A 16,417-nucleotide genomic window follows, 5' to 3' on the forward strand; every position below is an offset into this window, starting at 1 on the left:
CCCCCTAGGGTATTTTGTCAAACGGTTTCGGATACGGGTTCCGCGACGGGGTTTCGCATGGTCACCGCCGCGATGCCCGCTCCCGCGAGCGCGATCACCGCGGCGCCCGCGAAGGCGGCCGAGAATCCGCTGGTCAGCTCGTTGATGTTGGTTACATGGTCGGCGCCGAACGCCGCGGCGACGGCCGTCATCGCGGCCAGGCCGACGGCCGAGCCCACCTGATAGCTGACGTTGACGATGCCCGAGGCGAGGCCGCCCTCCTCCGGGCGAGCCGCCGAGATGGCGGTACCCAACGAGGGTATGAAGGCCAGTGACATGCCGCCCGCGGCCACCAGCGAGGCGGGCAGCACGTCGACCCAGAAGTTTCCGGTGGGCCGCACCAGCGACATGAGGCCGAGGCCGAGGCCGAGCACGAGCAGGCCGGTGACGATCATCGGCTTGGCTCCGAAGCGCTGCATGGCGCGCGGGGCGAACACGATCATGCCGAGCATGATCAGAGTGGTCATCGGGAGCAGCGCCGCGCCCGACGGGAACGCGCTGTAGCCGAGCACCTGCTGCAGGTAGAGGTTCAGGAAGAACCACATCGGCACCCACGCCGCGCCGAGCAGCAGCTGAGCGATATTGGCGGCGGCCAGATTCGGCACGCGGAAGATGCCGAGGCGCATCAGCGGCTCGCGGCGGCGGGACTGGATGACGACGAAGCCGGCGAGGAGCGCGGCCGCGATCGCGAGCACACCCCAGGTCTGGCCCGAGGCCCACCCGGCTTCGGGCGCCCGGACGATGCCGTAGACGGCGGCGGCGAGACCCGCGGTCACCGTGGCGGCGCCGAGCAGGTCGACCGAACCCGACCGAGCTGGGGCGCTCGGCATCAGCGCGGGCACGGCGACGAGTGCGAGCAGCGCGATCGGGATGTTGATGTAGAAAACCCAAGGCCAGCTGACATATTCGGTGATGACGCCGCCGAGGAAGACGCCCGCCGTACCGCCCGCGGGCGCCGCGGCTCCGTAGACGGCCAGCGCCTTGGTCAGCTCCTGCGGCGAGGAGCCGAAGAGCATCATCAGCAGGGTCAGCGCCGAGGGTGCGATGAGCGCGGCGCCGCCGCCTTGGACGGCCCGACCGATCAGCTCGGTGGCGACATTGCCCGCCGCCCCGGCGATCACGGAGCCGACGAGCAGCGTCAGCCAGCCCGCCGCGAACACCCGGCGCGCGCCGAGCAGGTCCGACAGCCGCCCGCCGAGCAGCAGAAGGCCGCCGAACGCGACCACGTACGCGTTGAACACCCAGGTCAGATTCTCTTGGGAGAAGCCGAGTTCGGCCTGCATCTTCGGCAGCGCGATGCCGATGATCGAGGTGTCCATGATGACCATGAATTGCGCGGCGGCGATCACCGCCAGCGCCCACCACCTGCGGGTGGTGGGCGCGGTCTGCGTAGTCATGACATTTCCATCCTTTCCGGAGCGAGGTTGTCGCTGCGGTCAGTACCATACCCCCCTAAGGTATAAGAATGTCAAGGTGGAAGTGTCGCGAAATCACGGCTGGTGGAGGAGGTCTCGGCGATCGGATGGCGGGCGCGGTGTGCGGAGATGGGTTGATTTGTGGCGCCGCGTGCGGCGCCCGCCATTGGTCCCTGGGTGTGATCGCGCTCGACTCGCCGCCGTCGCGCGCGGTCCCCGTCGTTCGGACCGGGGTGGGATCAGCTCACTCTCGATCGCGGTACGAGACCCGGGCGACCGCGGGGGCGGAGACCACCTGCACGTCGGCTTCGGGTGCCGTGCGAACGTGCAGGAAGCCGCCCTCGATGCGGATCTGTACGTCCTCGATCTGCCGCACCGGTTGGCCGGTTCGGTCCAGAAGCGCGTAGCCCTCGACGAGTTCGACGCTGGTCGCGGTCCGCCAGGTGGTGGTCATGCTGGTTCCTCCCGATGCGGTGGGGGCGGCGGCCGGGAAGTCCAGCTCCGGCTTCGCCACGTGGTTGAAGTAGTTGGACAGCACGTTCAGCGCGATGTGGCCGACGGTCTCGGCCAGTTCGGCGTCGGTCACGCCGTGCGCGCGGACCTCGGCAAGCAGGGTGTCGTCGACGCGGCCGCGCGAACGCAGGACGGCGCGCGCGAAACGCAGCACCGCGTCCGCGTGCGAGTCTGTCGCGCGGCCCGCGCGGGTCGCCGCGATCTCCTGCGCGCTCAGACCCATTCGCCCGGCGCGCATGGTGTGCGCGGCGACGCAGTAGTCGCAGCCGTTCTCGGCGGCGACCAGCAGCGCCAGCTGTTCGCGGGTGCGAACGCCCAGCTTGCCGCCGGTCAGTGCGTCGCGCAAGGAGAGGTAGCCGCGCAGCGTCGCGGGGCTGTTCGCAAGGGCGGCATAGAGATTCGGCACCCGGCCGAGCTGGCGCTGCACCTCGCCGAGAAGTTCGGCCTGCACGGCATCGGCGCTGTCGGGGGTGAGGGTCGGGAGTCGGGACATCGGATCTCCAGTGCTCGAACCGTAACGGCACCAATCGGTACCGAATTGAGACGGTACTGATTAGTGCCGTTTTGGTCAAGCAGTTCGGTACTGATTGGTTCCGTTCTGCTACGGTGGACGTATGGCAACCCAGGCCAGGCAGCGCCTCCTCACTACCGCCGAGGACCTCTTCTACGCCGAGGGCGTCCGCGCCGTCGGCGTCGACCGCCTGCTCCAGGAATCCGGCGTCGGCCGCGCCTCCTTCTACCGCCACTTCGCCAGCAAGGACGACCTGGTCGTCGCCGTGCTGGAAGACCGCGACCGCCGGTGGCTGGACTGGCTGCGTGAGTCCGTCGAAGCACGCGCCACCGCACCAGGAGAAGCCCCGCTCGCCGTCTTCGACGCCCTCGCGGAACGCTTCGCCCGCAAAGACTTCCGCGGCTGTGCGTTCATCAACACGATGATCGAGGTGGCCGACCGTGACTCCGCCGCGCACCGGGTGGCGGATCGGCACAAGCGACGGGTCATCGAGTACCTCGGCGAATTGCTGACAGCGGCAGGGCGTGCCGATGCGGAGGAGTTGGCCGGCGAGTTCGCACTGCTGGTGGATGGTGCGATCGTCACCGCTGTTCGGGAGGGGACGCCCGATGCGGCTCGACGTGCGGGGACGATCGCGGGTCGGTTGTTGAACTGAACCGGTGGGTACCGCGCCAACTTGGTGATGGTGCTCGGTCGTGCAACCACCATTTGTCTCCCGTCGATAGAGAAATGGTGGTTGAGCTGGATCGACGGTAGTCAAATGGTGGCTAGTTGATCTTCGTTTGCCACCATATGACTACCGTCGATTGCTAGCCCCCTCGACACGGCACCGACAGCTCCCCACCTGGCCCGAACAAACGCAACCACAGCCGGTCGACCACGCTGGAAGTCGAACCCAGCGCACTCAACTGCGGGAGGTAGGCCGGGTACGGCACCCCACGCGCCCAGCACTGTTCGGCGAAAACGATGAATAGGTGCGTATGGCTAGCGGGCTCGCCTACGGAACAACGTCTGCCAACGCAACAACCACCGACGGGCCGAGACGCACCCCGTCAACCCACTGGGAACGCAACCACAACCGGTCGACCACGCCGGAACGAGACACCGAGCACCCGACAGCGGGAGGTAAGCCGGGTACGGCACCCGGCGTGCCCAGCACCGTTCGGGGAGAACCTGAGTAGGTGCGCGTGGTCAGTAGGTTCACCTGCGAAACAACGTCTCCCAACGCGCACACCTGATCGGCTGGCCGACATCACACTTGCCGACCAAAGGAAACCCGGGGCCAGCCGACCATAAAAGGCCGCCTCGCCCCGGAGCCCTGATCACCCGACCTGCGCCCCATGCAAATTCCGAGCCGTAGGCGAAGTGGCCACCTCAGCCGGATCCGGATACGTACCAAAAATCCGATCCGCGGTCCCCGAACTGGTCACGGTGAACCAGAAGTGTTCGTTCTTGTAATGGTGATGCCGGTGGTTACGCCAAACCGCCTTGTACAACGCCCTTTTCGGCTTGTAGTCGGTATGGATCAGGTAGTGCGTCCACTCGTAGCCCAAGCCCAGCACCGTGATGGTGACCAGGAACGTCAGGCCCAGGCCGAGTCGCGGAAACGCCAGGGCGGTGATCGCGAGCAGGGCGATGATGACCACCACCAGCGAACGGGTCGGGATGAAGATCAGCGGGATGTTGCGCGGATCGACATGGTGCTGGCGGTGTTTGCGGGCCAGTTCGCTGTCCAGGGAGATCGGGCCAAGGCGCTTGGGCCGCCAGTGCAGCACCATGACGTGCACGACCCACTCGAACGCGGGGAACACCGCGAGCATCGCCAGCGGCAGCACCGCGTCGCTGATCTGCCAGTCGCCCACCAGGATTCGCGCGATCAGCGCCAGCGCCAGCGCGGTGCCGATCATCCACGGCGAGGGATGGCGAACGAATTCGCGGAAGGCGTCGCCGAGCGTCAGGCCTCGGCGCAGTTGGGTTTTGGACATCGTTGTCACCTCGGGTGTTGCGTGATCAGTGCCCGCCGAGGGCCTCGATCAGGGTGGTGGTCGCCGGTTCGAGCAGGGCCCGAGCCTTGTCGGCGGCCTTCTTCGACCGTCCCGCCACGATGGCGGCGGCCAGTTCGCGGTAGCCATCGGCATTGCCCACCTCGGCGGACATGACCGGGGCGAGCGCCGCGAGCGCGGGTTCGTAGGCGGCGCGCAGCATGTTGAACATCAGGCGGAACACGATCGAGTCGGCCGCGTCGACCACGTGATCCCAGAACTCCAGCGCGTGCCGTTGCAGCGCGATCGGATCGGTTTCGGCGGTCAGTGCCGCCACGCTGCGCTCCAGATCGGCGCGGACCTGGTCTCGGTCGCCCGCCGTGCCCGCCTTCGTCGCGCCCATCCGCGCGGCCGCCAATTCGGCCACCTTCGGCCCGTTGTGCATGCGGACCTCGAGAATGCTGCGCGCGACGGCGGGTTCGAGCATGCCCTCCTTGACCAGCAATCGGGGCAGTACCTCGAGCCCGGCACCGCGCCGATAGTCGAGCACCGTGGTGGCGTCGCCCTGGCGCACCGCGACCAGTCCCGCCGCGGCGAGGCGTTGCAGCGCCTCGCGCACCGCGGGCCGCGAGACCCCGAGCGCCTCGGCCAGCTGACGTTCGCTCGGCAGCGTCGAGCCGGGCGCGAGTTCACCGCTGAGCACGTCCGCGGCGATCTGCTCGAACACGTCCGCCGACACCGACCTTTTGACAACAGGTTGCAACGCCATGCGTCTACTGTGCGCCCCAATGGTCAGCTGGTCAAGTGGTCAGACCAATTTGAATGGACGACAACTTCTCGGCGCGCGCCTGACCGCGACCACGGCGCTCCCGTGGCAGACTGGAATCCGGGAGGGAGAGACCATGGCCGAACAGCGAAGGCGGGCTTACGCACTACTGATCCGTGCGGGCAGAGTGCTACTGCTGCACCGAGTTTCGAACACCACCGAGCCCGATATCTGGGAAATCCCCGGCGGCGCGGTCGCCCCCGACGAGACCTCGGCGCAGACCGTCCGCCGCGAGGTCTCCGCGGAAACCGGCCTCGACGTCCTCGTCGCCGACGAACTGACCCATTTCGTCGACGACGACGTCCACACCATCACGTTCGGCTGCTTCGAGAACGAGATCCGCCCCGAGCTCGAACTCCAGGCGCGCGGCGATTTCGAATGGATGACCTACGCCGAGGCCACCCGGGTCCCGCTACCCTGGCACGTCCGCCAGACCTTGACGCACGCCGACGCCCTCGGCCTGCTCACCTGAAGTTCGCTGGCACGGACCCCACGCCCTACAGAGGCGGTGACTCCGTCGGGCGTCCGGACCACATGCCCCACACCGGCGGCGACTCCGTACGGCGTCCGAACCATCTGTGGAGTTAACTCGGGTCGGAGCCGCGGATGGCGGCGAGCCAGGTGGTGGTGGCGGCGGCGACGGTGAGCGCGCCGGTGAAGGTGAGGAGGGCGCCGCCGTCGATGTAGATCCAGAGCAGTGCGGCGAAGGGCGCCGCGACAGCGGACTGGGCGTCGAACAGCAGGCGGCGGGTCACGCGGGTGGCGGTCGAGGCCACCAGGGGTGCGTCGGGGTCCGGCCGGGTCGGGTTGTCGACGAGACGGCCGGGCGGCTCGGTGTCGCGCGCGCGGCCCGACGGGTACAGGCGCAGATCCGCGGTGCGGATGACGCGCCCGCTCCGAGCCTCGGTCTCCGTCATGGTCAGCAGCGCGGTGTCGAAATAGACCGGTAACCACCGCGGCGTAGCACCGGGCCCGGTCACCTCCAGCCAGGACCTGCTCACGAGCCGGTGCTGTTGCCGAATCCGAGCGACCCGCACCGCCCGCGAATCCGGTAACCCGTTCGGCAGTCTGCCGAAGCCCATGGCCAGCCGAATCCCGGTGTAGCCCAGGATCGCCAGTGCCACCGTCGCCAGCGCCGCCAACTGATCGACGGTGGCGAACGGCGCCCACGCGGCGCAGACCGCGAGGGCGCCGAGCGTCACGCCGATCGGATAGGCCAGCGGGTGGCCTCCGAAACTCACTTCAGGAAGCCGACTTTGGTGTAGTCCGGCGTCGCGAGGCCGAACGCGCCGTAGTTGGCGAGGTTGTCGCGCACCGCGTAGGTGCCCGAAGCCTGGTTCAGCGGAATCGAATAGCCCTCGGCGAAGATCATCTGATCGCACTGGTTGGCCAGTTCGATCGCCTTGTCGGGGTCCAGCTCCGCGATGGTCTTGTCGATCATGGCGTTCAGCTCGGGCGACCCGATGCGGGCCTTGTTGCCCATCAGGTTGTTCGGGTCGTAGTAGTAGATCTGCTGCAACGCGCCGAGCGGCAGCGCGCTGCCTTGCCAGCTGAACTGGGCGATGTCGAAGTTGCCCGGATCGATCACGTCCTTGAACAGGCCGGTGCCCGGCACGGTCTGGATGGTCAGCTTCACGCCGACGGCGGCCAGGTTCTGCTGCACGATCTGTGCGGTCTGCACCCAGGCGTCCTGCTGGTACATGACGTCGCGGATCTCCAGCCTGCGGCCGTCCTTCTCGCGCACGTCGCCGTTGAGCTTCCAGCCGAGCTGGTCCAGCATCCTGGCCGCCTCGGCCGGGTCATAGGAGATCGGCGCGGCGTTGTCCTGGTAGCCCTTCTGGCCCGCCATGAAGATGTGGTTGTCCAGCGGTTTCGGGTTGTCCACCACGCCGTTCTGCGACGCGGTCACGATGCCCTGCCGGTCGATGGCCTTCGAGATGGCGATTCGCAGCTGCGGGTCCTCCAGCAGCGAGCCGGGCGCGCCGTTGAAAGTCAGGTGCGACCAGGCCGGCTCCGGCGCGCGCCGGATGACCACGTTCGCCGCGTTGCGCGCCGCCGTCACATTCTCGATGCCCGACATGTAGGCGATGTCGAGCTCGTTGTTCTGGATCGCGGGCAGCCAGGCGCTGTGGTCGAGCACGCTGAAGGTGATGGTGTCCAGCTTCGGGGTCTCGCCCCACCACTTCGGGTTGCGGCTCAGGGTGATGCGCTGCTGCGCGCGGTCGATGTTGCTGATCACGAACGGGCCCGCGCTCAGCGTCAGACCGTCCCGGTTGGCGGTGTTGAACGCTTCGGGAGACCCGGTGACCGACTTCGGATAGAGCGGGCTGAACTGGCCGCGCCATTCACCGTATGGCTGGGCGAACGTGACGATCGCCTGCCGGTCGTCGGCGCCGCGCTCGACCTTCTCCACCCGATCGAAGCCGCTGAGCCCCGCGATCAGGTACGCGTCGTCCTTACCGCTGAGCGCGTTGGCCTGGGAGCGCAGATCCTCCCAGGTGATCGAACTGCCGTCGGACCACACGGCTTTCGGGTTGATCGTGTAGGTGACCTGCTGCGGGCTGGTGTTGGTGAGCTGCACGTCGGTGAAGAAGTTGTGGTCCACCGAGAGCTCGCCCGCCGCATTGCTGACGAACGACACGGGCATGGTCGGGCCCGTCACCAGTCCTGTGCTCTCGGTATTGCCGTCCACGTGGAGCATGTTGAAGTTCTCCGGGAACGAGCTCAGCACCAGCCGCAGATTCCCGCCCTCGCGCAACTGGCTCGGGTCCACCGGATTGATGTCGTTGGTGGTGCCGATCGTGCTGGTGCCCGGCGTGATGCTCCCGCTGTCGGAACAACCGGTCAGGATCAGGCCGAGCGCGGCGAGCGGCGCCGCCAATCGGATGGTCAAGGATCGTGTCCGCATACAGCTGGTCCTTCCACATCTGTCGACGCCTGATCGGTGATACCGCGTCATGTCGCGGCGGTATCACGTCACTTCACGAAGCCGACTTTAGTTGCGTCGAAGGAGGCCAGCCCGAACGCGCCGTAATTGGCCAGATTCTCGCGCACCGCAACGGTGCCCGCCGACTGCACGATCGGCACCGAGTGGCCGATGTCGAAGATCATCTTGTCGGCGCGGTTGGCCAGCTCGATGGCCTTGTTCGGGTCGAGCTCGGAGATCGTCTCGTCGATCAGCGCGTTCAGTTCGGGGCTGCCGATACGGCCCTTGTTGCTCAGCCGGTTGTTCGGGTCGTAGGCGTAGATCTGCGGCAGCGCGCCGAGCGGGAAGATGCCGCCGGACCAGGTGAACTGGCAGATCTCGAAGTTGCCCGGATCGATCACGTCGGTGAAAAGGCCGTTGCCAGGGAAGGTTTGGATGATCATCTGCACGCCGACGGCGGCCAGGTTCTGCTGGGCGATCTGCGCGATCTGAAGCCAGGTGTCCTGCTGGTACATCACATTGCGCAGCTCCAGCCTGCGGCCGTCCTTCTCGCGCACGTCGCCGTTGAGCTTCCAGCCCAGTTCGTCGAGCATCCGCGCGGCGCCCTCGGGGTCGTAGGCGATGGAGGCGGCGTTGTCCTGGTAGCCCTTCTGGCCGTTGAGGTAGACGTGGTTGTTCAGCGGCTTGGGGTTGTCGACGATGCCGTTCTGCGTCGCGGTGGCGATGCCCTGCCGGTCGATGGCCTTGGAGATGGCGATCCGCAGCTGCGGGTCCGCCAGCAGCGAGCCAGGGGCGCCGTTGAAGGTGAAGTGCGAGAAGCGCGGCGCGGCGGCGCGGCGCACCTGGATGCCAGGCGAGTTGGTCGCGGTCTTCACCTCGTCGATGCCGGACACGGTCGCGTAGTCGAGCTCGTTGTTCTGCAGGGCCGAGATGCGGGCGGAGTAGTCGAGCACGCTGAAGGTGACTGTGTCGAGCTTCGGGGTGTCGCCCCACCACTTCGGGTTGCGCTTCAGCACGATGCGCTGCTGGGCACGGTCGATCGAGTCGAGGAGGAACGGACCCGCCGAGATCGGCAGGCTGTTGCGCGCCCAGTTCTCGAAGGACTCGGGCGATTCGGTGGACGCCTTCGGGTAGAGCGGGTTGAACAGCCCCTGCCATTCGGCGTAGTGCTGTCCGAAGGTGACGATCGCCTGCCGGTCGTCGACGCCGCGCTCGACCTTCTCGACCCGGCTGTAGCCCTGAGTCGCGCGCACCTGGTACGCCGTGTTCCGCCCGCTCAGCGCGTTCGCCTGGGAGCGCAGGTCTTCCCAGGTGATCGGGCTGCCGTCGGACCAGACGGCCTTCGGGTTGATGGTGTAAGTGATCTGCTGTGGATCGGTGCTGGTCAGCTCGATGTCGGTGAAGTAGTTGGCGTCGGTCGTGAGTTCACCCGCCGCGTCGGAATTCACCGTGCCAGGCAGCGTCCAGCCGACGACCTCCCCGACATCGCCCGAGGCGTCCACGTGCGAGGAGTTGAACGTCTCGGGGAAGCCGGTCAGCGCGAGACGCAGATTGCCGCCGTCGCGCAACTCGCCGGGATCGCGGGGATTGATGTCGTTGCTGGTGCCGATCGAACTCGAGCCGGACTGCACGTCGGCGTCCGCGCCGCAGCCCGCCAGCAGCAGCGCGACGACCAGCGCCGGCGCGGCGACCCCGAGGCCGAGCCGACGACGAGAAGAGAGTGCTGCGGTCATTTCACGAATCCGATCTCGGTGTAGTCGTAGGACGCCAGGCCGGGAGAACCGAAGTTGGCCACCTCGGCGCGTACGCCCCAGCTGCCGTCCGACTGGGTGAGCGGCAGCGAGTGCCCCTCTTCGAACACTTTGCGGTCCACCTCGTTGGCCAGCTCGATGGCCTTCGCGGGATCCAGCTCGCGCAGGGTGCGCTCGATGAGCGCGTTCAGTTCCGGCGAGCCGATGCGGCCGAAGTTGCCCTGCAGGTCGTTGGGATCGTAGTAGTAGATCTGCCGAATGCTGCTGAGCGGGAACGCGTCACCCTGGAAAACGAACTGGGCGGCGTCGAAATCGCCCGGCTGGATCACGTCGGTGAAGTAGCCCGCGCCCGGTTTGGTGTCGATGACGAGGCCGACGCCGATCTGCGCCAGATTCTGCTGGATGATCTGCGCGATCTGCACCCACAGCGCGTCGTTGTACATCACGTCGCGGATGATCAGCTTGCGCCCGTCCTTCTCGCGGACGTCGCCGTTGAGCTTCCAGCCGAGCGCGTCCAGTTCGCGGGCCGCCGCGGCGGGATCGTAGGGCAGGCTGTTGTCCTGATAGCCGCGCTGACCCTGCAGGTAGACGTGGTTGTTCAGCGGCTTCGGGTTCTCCACCAGACCGTTCTGGATGGCGGTGGCGATGCCCTGGCGATCGATCGCCTTCGAAATGGCAACGCGCACCGCGGAATCGGCGAGGATCGAGCCGGGCGCGCCGTTGAAGGTGATGTGCCGCCACCGATTGCCCGGTGCCCTGCGGACCTGGAGGCCGCCGGTGCCGCGCACGTTCTTCACGTCATCGATCGAACTGAGCAGGACCGCGTCGATCTCGTTGTTCTGCAGCGCGGCGACCCAGGCGCTGCGATCGAGCACCGAGTAGGTGATGGTGTCCAGCTTGGGGCGCTCGCCCCACCAGTTCGGATTGCGGCCCAGCACGATCCGGCCCTGACCGCGGTCGGTGGACTGCACCTGGAACGGCCCGGCCGACGGGCCCATCGCGTCGGCCAGGCTGTGGTTGAACGCATCCGGGTCCTGCGTCACCGATTTCGGGAACAGCGCGGAGTTGCCCGCGAACTGGCCGCGCCATTCCGCGTAGGGGTGGTGGAACGTGAGGACGGCCTGGCGGTCGTCGACGCCGCGCTCGACCTTCTCCACGAACTCGAAGCCGCTGGTGATGGCGATCAGGTAGCGCTTGTCCCTGCCGCTCAGCGCGTTCGCCTGGGAACGGAAGTCCTCCCAGGTAATCGGTGTGCCGTCGGACCAGACGGCCTTCGGGTTGATGGTGTAGGTGACCTGCTGCGGATCGGTGCCGGTCAGCGCGACATCGGTGAAATAGTCGTGATTGATCGACAATTCGCCGGCGGCGTCGGTGTCGAACGCGCGCGGCATCATCGGGCGCTCGATGTCGGCGATCTCGGCCTCGTTCCCGTCGTTGGACAGGGTGTTCCAGTTCGCCGGGTACGAGGTGGTCGCCAGCCGGAGGTTGCCGCCTTCGCGGACCTCTTCGCGGGGTTTGGGATTGATGTCGCTGGTGGTGCCCAGCGCGTCGGACAGGCCAGCGGCCGAACCGTCGTCGGCCGTGCCGCACCCGGCGGCGATCAGCCCGACCGCCACCGCGCCCGCGACCCAGCGCATTCCCTTCGAACGGATCCGCATGCTGCCCTCCTGACTATCGGCCGACCACAGGCATGGGCACCGCGTCGATCAGCCTGCGGGTGTACTCGTGCGCGGGGCTGGCGAAAATCTGCTCGGCCGGACCGGATTCGACGATCTTGCCGCGGTACATCACCGCGATGTGATGGGCCAGGTTGCGCACCACCGACAGATCGTGCGAGACGAACAGATACGACAAGCCGCGCTCGGTCTGCAGATCACGCAGCAAGTTCAGCACGCCGGCCTGGATGGAGACGTCCAGCGAGGACACCGGCTCGTCGAGCACGAGCAGCTCGGGGTCGAGCGCGAGGGCGCGCGCGATGCTGATGCGCTGTTTCTGTCCGCCGGAGAAATCGGCGGGGTAGCGGTCGGCGTGCTCGGGACGCAGACCGACCTGCTCGAGCAGTTCCGGCACCCGGCGGGCGATCTCGGCGCGCGAGCGGCCGTCGATGCGCAGCGGTTGGGCCAGCGCGTCGAAGATCGGCAGGCGCGGGTCGAGCGATGCGGTCGGATCCTGGAAGACGATCTGCATCGTGCGCCGGATCTCGCGTCGCTCGGCCTTGGTCATGGTGGACACGTCGCGGCCCATGATCTCGATGGTGCCCGACTGCGGCTGCGCCAGGTCGAGAATCTGGGTGAGCGTGGTGGATTTTCCCGACCCCGACTCGCCGACCAGCGCCAGCGTTCGTCCGGCGAGTACCTCGAAGCTGATGCCGTCGACCGCGCGCACCTCGCCCTTGCGGCGCTGGAACACCACGCCCGAGGTGATCGGGAAGGTCTTGACCAGGTCGGTGACCCGAAGCACCACGCCCTTGTCGGTCTCGGACTCGGTCTCCGGCTCCTCGATCTCGGAGCGGTACGCCTCGAACAGCCCGTCCGTGCCGACCTCCGCGGTGCGGATGCAGGCGGCGGCGTGGCCGGGTTCGGTCAGCTCCAGCGGTGGTTCGGCGGCGCGGCATTCGTCGATCGAGATCGGGCAGCGTGGCGCGAACGAGCAGCCGGGCGGCAGCGCGTGCATGGCGGGCGGTGCGCCGACGATCGGGATGAGCGGCCTGCGCGCCGGCCCGTCCATGCGCGGGATCGAGCCGAGCAACCCGACCGTGTACGGCATCCGCGGCGCGTTGAACAGCTCGCTCGCCGTGGCGGTTTCGACGATGCGACCCGCGTACATCACCGCGACCCGGTCGGCCAGCGTCGCGGCGATGCCCATGTCGTGGGTGATCATGATGACGCCGGCGCCGGTGATGTCGCGCGCCTTGCGCAGCAGATTCAGGATCTGCTTCTGCACGGTGACGTCCAGCGCGGTGGTCGGCTCGTCGCAGATGATCAGCGCCGGATCGTTGGCGATCGCCATCGCGATCACCACGCGCTGGCGCATGCCGCCGGAGAACTCGTGCGGGAAGGCCTTGGCGCGCGTCCTCGCGTCGTCGATGCCGACCAGTTCCAGCAGCTCGACCGCCTTCTCGGCGGCTTCTTTCCTGCTGTGCGCACCGTGCGCGAGCAGCGCCTCGGCGATCTGATCGCCCACCTGGTACACCGGGGTGAGCGCGGAGAGCGGGTCCTGGAACACCATGCTGATCGAGCTTCCGCGCAACCGCGACATCTCCCGATCGGCCAGGCCGAGCAGTTCGCGCCCGCGCAGCCGGATGGACCCGTTGACCCGCGCCTGCTCGGGCAGCAGACCCATCACCGCCAGCGACGACACCGACTTGCCCGAACCCGATTCGCCGACGATGGCGAGCACCTCGCCGTCGGCGACGCTGTAGGTCACCCCGCGCACCGCGTCGATGCGACCCTCCTCGCTGGGGAAGGAGACCCGCAGATCGGAGACCTCCAAGAGGGGCGCGGTGGAATTGGCGGTCATGCCTCAGCCTTCTTTGCCTTCTTGCGCGACCGAGCCCGCTTGGCGCTCGGGTCGAACGCGTCGCGCAAGCCGTCGCCGACCAGGTTCGCGCACAGCACGGTGACGATCAGCAGGCCGCCGGAGAACAGGAACAGCCACGGATAGGTCAGCGCGGATTTGGTGCCCGCCGCGATCAGCGAGCCGAGCGAGACGTCCGGCGGCTGCACGCCGAAACCGAGGAAGCTCAGGCCGGTTTCGGCCATGATCGCCGCGCCGACGGTGAGCGTGGTGTCGATGATCAGGATCGACGCGATGTTGGGCACGATGTGGCTGACGATGACGGTGTGCGTCGGCGCGCCCATGTACCGTGCCGCCCTGACGAATTCGCGATCACGCAGGCTCAGCGTCAAACCGCGCACGATGCGCGCGCTGATCATCCAGCCGAATACCGCGAGCAGCACGATGAGCAGCGCGATCGAACCGCTGCCTTTCGTGCGCGGCGCGAAGAGCGCGATGATGATGAAGCTGGGCACCACGAGCAGCAGGTCGACGAACCACATGATGGCCCGGTCGGTCCAGCCGCCGAGCAGTCCGGCGAGCGCGCCCGTGGTTGCCGCGATGGTGGTCGAGATCAGCGCCACGCACAGGCCGATGACCAGCGATTTCTGCAATCCGCGCAGGGTCTGCGCGAGCACGTCCTGGCCGATCTGGGTGGTGCCGAAGGGATGTTCGGCGCTCGGCGGTTTCAGCAGCGCGGTGTAGTCCATCTCCTGGTAGTCGTAGGGCAGGAAGGGCGGCAGCGCGAAACTCGCGACGAACAGCAGCACCAGCACCACGGCCCCGACGACCGCGGGCTTGTTGCGCAGGAAACGCCGCAGCACCAGTTTGCGCCGCCCGGCCGCGGCGACCTCGGGCGCGCCTTGGACGATGATCTCGGCTTCGGTCATGCCGTTCTCCCCCTGATGAGAACCCCGTGGTCACGCAGGCTCATCCCACACGCACCCTAGGGTCGAGAATCGCGTAGACGATGTCGGAGAGCAGGCCCGACACCAGCACGACCAGACCGGCGAACGCCGTCACCGTCACCACCACGTACAGGTCCTGGGCGTTGATCGAATCGACCAGCCACTCGCCGACGCCGTGCCAGCCGAAGATCTTCTCGGTGAAGGTTGCGCCGGTGATCAGGCCGCCGAGGCTGTAGGCGAACAGCGTGGCCATCGGGATCAGCGCGGTGCGCAGTCCGTGCTTGTAGAGGGCCTTGTTCCTGGTCAGGCCCTTGGCGCGGGCGGTGCGGATGAAATCGCTCTGCAGCACGTCGAGCATCGCGTTGCGCTGGTAGCGGCTGTAGCCCGCCATGCCGCCGAGCGCCAGCGCCGCGGTGGGCAGCACCAGGTGCTGGAGCCGGTCGACCAGCTGCGGCCAGAAGCCCTCGATCGCGCTTGCCGACGTCTCGCCGGTGTAGAGGAATATCTGCGATCCGGTCGCCGAATTGATCTCCAGCGCCCCGTATTTCAGCAGCGTGGCCAGCAGGAATATCGGGGTGCTGAGAATCAACAGCGAGACGACGGTCGTGAAGTAATCGCTGAATTTGTATTGCCGAATCGCGCCTGCCGCGCCGATCAGCACACCGAGCACCGTGCCGACGATCGAACCGACGATCAACAGCCGCAGGCTCACCGCGACCCGGCGCGGCAATTCCTCGCTCACCGGCTGCCCCGCGAGGGTGGTGCCGAAATCGCCGCTGGGGATGCCCTTCAGCCAGGTGATATAGCGCTCCGGAATCGGATCGTCGAGATGTAATTCCTCGGCCTTGGCGTCGATCACCGACTGCGGCGGGCGGGGGTTGCGCTGTTCGAGACTGTCCAGCGGCCGAAATGTCAGCGACGCGAGGCTGAACGTCAGGAACGAAGCCAGCAGCAACAGCACGACATAATTGAGCGCGCGTCGTAGCAGGAAGCCGGTCATCAGTCCTCTGGTTCTCCGGCCGGCCGGGCCGGCGTTCGAGTGTTAGGCCCTGATCATAAGGACGACGCCGCAGACGCGCGTGCCGCAGATCAATTCGGCATGTCCGGCCAACCACTCGGTCGCGACCGCCCCGAGACGGTTTTCCGGCAGGATGGAAGAGGTGACACGCCTGCACCTGCCCAAACCGAAGATGGTGGCCACCGATGTGGACGGCACCCTGATCGATCACGACGAACGAGTGACCGCCCGCACCAAGGCCGCGGTCGCCGCGCTGATCGCCGACGGGGTGCCGTTCGTGCTGGCCACCGGCAGGCCGCCGCGCTGGATCGAACCCGTGGTCGACGGCCTCGGCTTCGCGCCGCTGTGCGTCTGCGGCAACGGGGCGGTGATCTACGACAGCGCCGCGGACAAGGTGCTCGCGAGCCGGACGCTCGACGTGGAGACGCTGAGCTGGATCGCCGATCTGGCCGAACGCGCGCTGCCCGGCTGCGGTCTGGCCGCCGAACGTGTCGGCGCCAGCGCCCACGACGCCGTGACGCCGCAGTTCGTCAGCTCGCCCGAGTACGAGCACGCCTGGCTGAACCCGGACGACACCGCCGTCGCCAGGCACGAGGTGATCGATGCGCCCGCGATCAAGATGCTCATCCGGCTGCCCGGTGTGCTCAGCGGCGACATGCGCGCGGTGCTCGCGCCGCTCATCGGCGATCGCGCCGACATCACCTACTCCACCGACCACGGCCTGATCGAACTGTCGGCGCCCGGTGTCACCAAGGCGTCCGGCCTGGCCACCGTCGCGCAGCGGCTCGGGGTGCAGCACTCGGCGATCATCGCCTTCGGCGACATGCCCAACGACGTCCCGATGCTCGAGATGGCCGGACACGGCGTCGCCATGGCCAACGCGCACCCGGAGGCGTTGGCCGCGGCCGACGAGGTGACCGCGACCAACGTCCAGGACGGTGTCGCTCAGGTGCTCGAACGCTGGTGGGACTGA

Annotated in this window: 14 protein-coding genes; 3 read left to right on the plus strand and 11 right to left on the minus strand. The window is 67.5% G+C overall.

Translation table 11 applies throughout. The features are described 5' to 3' along the window. Positions 1-17: 17 nt before the first annotated feature. On the minus strand, positions 18-1,436 hold the full coding sequence (locus AB0H50_RS09295) for an MFS transporter (protein WP_357448865.1): 1,419 nt from the start codon (positions 1,434-1,436) through the stop codon (positions 18-20). Between the two features lie 262 nt (positions 1,437-1,698). Continuing rightward, positions 1,699-2,460 (minus strand): carboxymuconolactone decarboxylase family protein, encoded by a 762-nt coding sequence (locus tag AB0H50_RS09300; protein ID WP_357448867.1) that lies wholly within the window; start codon positions 2,458-2,460, stop codon positions 1,699-1,701. A 121-nt stretch (positions 2,461-2,581) separates the two neighbouring features. On the opposite strand from AB0H50_RS09300, the gene AB0H50_RS09305 reads away from it, so the two are divergent. Then, positions 2,582-3,133, plus strand: coding sequence for a TetR/AcrR family transcriptional regulator (locus tag AB0H50_RS09305; RefSeq protein WP_357448869.1), 552 nt, complete (start codon positions 2,582-2,584; stop codon positions 3,131-3,133). A 667-nt stretch (positions 3,134-3,800) separates the two neighbouring features. Here the strand turns inward: AB0H50_RS09305 and AB0H50_RS09310 are convergent. Both AB0H50_RS09310 and AB0H50_RS09315 read right to left on the minus strand, forming a co-directional pair. Next, positions 3,801-4,463, minus strand: coding sequence for a sterol desaturase family protein (locus AB0H50_RS09310; RefSeq protein WP_357448871.1), 663 nt, complete (start codon positions 4,461-4,463; stop codon positions 3,801-3,803). A 25-nt stretch (positions 4,464-4,488) separates the two neighbouring features. Beyond that, on the minus strand, positions 4,489-5,229 hold the full coding sequence (locus AB0H50_RS09315; RefSeq protein ID WP_357448873.1) for a GntR family transcriptional regulator: 741 nt from the start codon (positions 5,227-5,229) through the stop codon (positions 4,489-4,491). 133 nt (positions 5,230-5,362) lie between these two features. Here AB0H50_RS09315 and AB0H50_RS09320 point away from each other — a divergent pair, with 133 nt between their 5' ends. Then, entirely contained in the window at positions 5,363-5,758 is a 396-nt protein-coding gene (locus AB0H50_RS09320) for an NUDIX hydrolase (protein ID WP_357448875.1), read from the plus strand. 112 nt (positions 5,759-5,870) lie between these two features. On the opposite strand, the gene AB0H50_RS09325 is transcribed toward AB0H50_RS09320, so the two are convergent. From AB0H50_RS09325 to AB0H50_RS09355, 7 genes are all read right to left on the minus strand, one after another. Then, positions 5,871-6,527 (minus strand): hypothetical protein, encoded by a 657-nt coding sequence (locus AB0H50_RS09325; protein WP_357448877.1) that lies wholly within the window; start codon positions 6,525-6,527, stop codon positions 5,871-5,873. Continuing rightward, a complete protein-coding gene (locus tag AB0H50_RS09330; protein WP_357448879.1) occupies positions 6,524-8,194 on the minus strand; it encodes an ABC transporter family substrate-binding protein in 1,671 nt (556 codons plus the stop codon). The genes AB0H50_RS09325 and AB0H50_RS09330 overlap by 4 nt, the downstream gene beginning before the upstream one ends. Positions 8,195-8,262: 68 nt before the next feature. Next, positions 8,263-9,945: an ABC transporter family substrate-binding protein gene (locus tag AB0H50_RS09335; protein ID WP_357448881.1), complete on the minus strand. Its 1,683-nt coding sequence runs from the start codon at positions 9,943-9,945 to the stop codon at positions 8,263-8,265. Then, entirely contained in the window at positions 9,942-11,621 is a 1,680-nt protein-coding gene (locus AB0H50_RS09340) for an ABC transporter family substrate-binding protein (protein WP_357448883.1), read from the minus strand. Before AB0H50_RS09340 ends, AB0H50_RS09335 begins: the two co-directional genes overlap by 4 nt. 13 nt (positions 11,622-11,634) lie before the next feature. Further along, positions 11,635-13,482: an ABC transporter ATP-binding protein gene (locus tag AB0H50_RS09345; protein ID WP_357448885.1), complete on the minus strand. Its 1,848-nt coding sequence runs from the start codon at positions 13,480-13,482 to the stop codon at positions 11,635-11,637. Continuing rightward, a complete protein-coding gene (locus AB0H50_RS09350) occupies positions 13,479-14,408 on the minus strand; it encodes an ABC transporter permease (RefSeq protein WP_357448887.1) in 930 nt (309 codons plus the stop codon). Before AB0H50_RS09350 ends, AB0H50_RS09345 begins: the two co-directional genes overlap by 4 nt. A gap of 40 nt (positions 14,409-14,448) precedes the next feature. Further along, positions 14,449-15,426, minus strand: coding sequence for an ABC transporter permease (locus AB0H50_RS09355; protein ID WP_357448889.1), 978 nt, complete (start codon positions 15,424-15,426; stop codon positions 14,449-14,451). A 151-nt stretch (positions 15,427-15,577) separates the two neighbouring features. Between AB0H50_RS09355 and AB0H50_RS09360 the strand changes: the two genes are divergently transcribed. Next, positions 15,578-16,417 (plus strand): HAD family hydrolase, encoded by an 840-nt coding sequence (locus AB0H50_RS09360; RefSeq protein ID WP_357448891.1) that lies wholly within the window; start codon positions 15,578-15,580, stop codon positions 16,415-16,417.

It is taken from the genome of Nocardia sp. NPDC050793 (assembly GCF_040654065.1).
In the GTDB taxonomy this organism is placed as follows: Bacteria; Actinomycetota; Actinomycetes; order Mycobacteriales; family Mycobacteriaceae; genus Nocardia.

Coding starts and splice junctions, on each gene's coding strand:
- AB0H50_RS09295 (WP_357448865.1), bottom strand. CDS start 1,436: ATGACTACGCAGACCGCGCCCACCACCCGCAGGTGGTGGGCGCTGGCG.
- AB0H50_RS09300 (WP_357448867.1), bottom strand. CDS start 2,460: ATGTCCCGACTCCCGACCCTCACCCCCGACAGCGCCGATGCCGTGCAG.
- AB0H50_RS09305 (WP_357448869.1), top strand. CDS start 2,582: ATGGCAACCCAGGCCAGGCAGCGCCTCCTCACTACCGCCGAGGACCTC.
- AB0H50_RS09310 (WP_357448871.1), bottom strand. CDS start 4,463: ATGTCCAAAACCCAACTGCGCCGAGGCCTGACGCTCGGCGACGCCTTC.
- AB0H50_RS09315 (WP_357448873.1), bottom strand. CDS start 5,229: ATGGCGTTGCAACCTGTTGTCAAAAGGTCGGTGTCGGCGGACGTGTTC.
- AB0H50_RS09320 (WP_357448875.1), top strand. CDS start 5,363: ATGGCCGAACAGCGAAGGCGGGCTTACGCACTACTGATCCGTGCGGGC.
- AB0H50_RS09330 (WP_357448879.1), bottom strand. CDS start 8,194: ATGCGGACACGATCCTTGACCATCCGATTGGCGGCGCCGCTCGCCGCG.
- AB0H50_RS09335 (WP_357448881.1), bottom strand. CDS start 9,945: ATGACCGCAGCACTCTCTTCTCGTCGTCGGCTCGGCCTCGGGGTCGCC.
- AB0H50_RS09340 (WP_357448883.1), bottom strand. CDS start 11,621: ATGCGGATCCGTTCGAAGGGAATGCGCTGGGTCGCGGGCGCGGTGGCG.
- AB0H50_RS09345 (WP_357448885.1), bottom strand. CDS start 13,482: ATGACCGCCAATTCCACCGCGCCCCTCTTGGAGGTCTCCGATCTGCGG.
- AB0H50_RS09350 (WP_357448887.1), bottom strand. CDS start 14,408: ATGACCGAAGCCGAGATCATCGTCCAAGGCGCGCCCGAGGTCGCCGCG.
- AB0H50_RS09355 (WP_357448889.1), bottom strand. CDS start 15,426: ATGACCGGCTTCCTGCTACGACGCGCGCTCAATTATGTCGTGCTGTTG.
- AB0H50_RS09360 (WP_357448891.1), top strand. CDS start 15,578: ATGGAAGAGGTGACACGCCTGCACCTGCCCAAACCGAAGATGGTGGCC.